The following is a 1,926-nucleotide window of genomic DNA, read 5'->3' on the forward strand; positions in this document are numbered from 1 at the left end:
TTTCTTTCTTTTTTTTGTGATTTTCTCTATTAATATGGTGTGGTCGCTGGGGGGGGGCCCCCGGGGCCCCCCGCCTCGGGCTCGGGTGGTGCGGGGCGTCAGTCCTCGGTGAGGGCGTCGATGCCCGAGACGACCCGGGCCAGCAGGTCCAGGAAGGTCGCGCGCTCCTCGACGCTGAGGCCGCCGACCAGCGACTGCATCCGGGCGAAGTGCTCGGGCGCGAGTTCGCGCAGCCGGTCGGCGCCGCGCGCGGTCAGGATCACCACGTTGCCGCGGCCGTCCTCGGTCGACGGCCGGCGGACCACCAGCCCCTCCCGCTCCAGCCCGTCGACCAGGCCGGTCACGGTCGCCCGGGAGACCCCGAGGGTCGCCGCGAGCTGGGACGGCGACTTCTCGCCGCCGTGGTCCTCCAGGTCCGCCAGCAGCCGGTACCGGCCGGTCGAGAGGCCGAACCGCCCGAAGTGGACCTCCCCGGCCTGCCCGATCCGTGCCCCCGCCGCCATCAGCCGGGCCGCGACCAGGATCGCCTGCGGATCGGCCGACAGGCCGTAGCGGGCGATCTGCCGACGGGCCTGCTCGATGCTGGGGGCGGCGGGGCCGGTCTCGGGGTGCTGCGTCATGAAAGTAATATGGCGCCTCATCAGTTCCTGGTCAAGCCGCCCCGGTCACCCGTGCCCGGGAGGCAGGCCGGGCGACGGCACGCTACGGCCCCTCCGGGCGGTCGGTGCCCGGTCAGTGTCCGGTCAGGGCCCGGTCAGGGCTCGGCGCAGGCGGGTCAGCCAGTCCTGGGCCGCGCCCCGGACCCAGGGGTGCTGTGCCCGGAAGTCGTCCCAGGCCCCGGGTGGGAGGGAGAGGGTGTCCAGGTGCGGGGTGGTCGCGCTCGCCGAGGTGCCGGGTCCGTGGCGGAACACCCGGTGCAGCAGCTGCGGGGAGGGGCCGGAGCCGGCGGCCTCCGCGAGCAGGACGGCGTCGTAGAGGTCCTTGGGCTTGGCGCGGCCCTCCGCAGCGGAGTCGGCGTGCAGCCACAACAACTTCCAGGCGAGCGACAGCTCGCGGCTCGCGGTCCGCACGGGCGTCGGCGCGGCGCCGTCGCCCCGGGGGACGGCCGTCCACACGGGGGCCTCGGGCAACTGCTCGTCGCGGGCGAAGTCCAGTCGCACCTCGCCGGGCGGGAGGCCGTCGGCCCGCCAGGGGATGACCAGGCGGATGCCAGGGGTGTCGTACTCCGAGTAGGTCCAGTCGCCGTCGAGCCGGGCGGCGGCCGGGTCGAGGGTCAGCCCCGGGGCGGCCGTCGGCTGCTCGCGTACCAGGTCGAGCAGGGCCCGGTGGGGTGGGTCGGCCTCCGGCTCCGCCGCGTTGATCCAGTGCAGTCCTTCGGGTGCGACCACGGGTCGCAGGCCGGGTGTGTCGAACTCCTCGAAGGCCCAGATCTCGTACCGGGCGGCACCGTCGGCGGCTTCCGGCCACTGCTGGACGGTTGCCGGTTCCGCCACGTACGGGTACGGGTGCCCGGGATCGACGGGGATCAGCGGCGGCGGCGGGACGATCCAGTCGAGGTCGGCGGGCTCCCGTGCGTCGTCCCCCACCCAGGCCGGCATCACCATGCTTCCGCGCAGCACCAGGGTGTCCCCCAGGGGGGAGGCGGCGACCAGGGCGAGGAGGTGGTCGAGGGCGGCCCGGTGGGCTCGACGGTGCCCGGCGTGGTGCTCGAAGTCCCCCGTGAAACCCTTCATTTCCGCCGCTCCGCGCCTGCTCGTCCGTCCGGTCGTCGGTGGCCGACTGTAGCGGCGGGCACCGACAGCGTCCGGGCCGGGGGGGGGCGCCGGGGGGGGGGGGGCCCGCGGGAACGCCCTGTTGGGGACACAGCCGCCGTTGGGTGGTTGTGGGGTGGAAAAACAGCAAACGACAGTGGGGGGGGGTGTGGGG

The 1,926-nt window shown here is 74.5% G+C and carries 2 protein-coding genes; both read right to left on the reverse strand.

Features of this window, described 5'->3' with window-relative positions:
- Window positions 1-98: 98 nt before the first annotated feature.
- Window positions 99-620 carry a MarR family winged helix-turn-helix transcriptional regulator gene (locus ACFWXO_RS30335; RefSeq protein ID WP_380527575.1) on the reverse strand — a complete coding sequence of 174 codons (522 nt, stop codon included), beginning with the start codon at window positions 618-620 and terminating at the stop codon, window positions 99-101.
- 123 nt (window positions 621-743) lie between these two features.
- Window positions 744-1,733, reverse strand: a complete 990-nt coding sequence (locus tag ACFWXO_RS30340; protein ID WP_380527578.1) for a nucleotidyl transferase AbiEii/AbiGii toxin family protein — start codon at window positions 1,731-1,733, stop codon at window positions 744-746.
- Window positions 1,734-1,926: the final 193 nt, after the last annotated feature.

It is taken from the genome of Kitasatospora sp. NPDC059088 (assembly GCF_042738155.1).
GTDB lineage: Bacteria > Actinomycetota > Actinomycetes > Streptomycetales > Streptomycetaceae > Kitasatospora.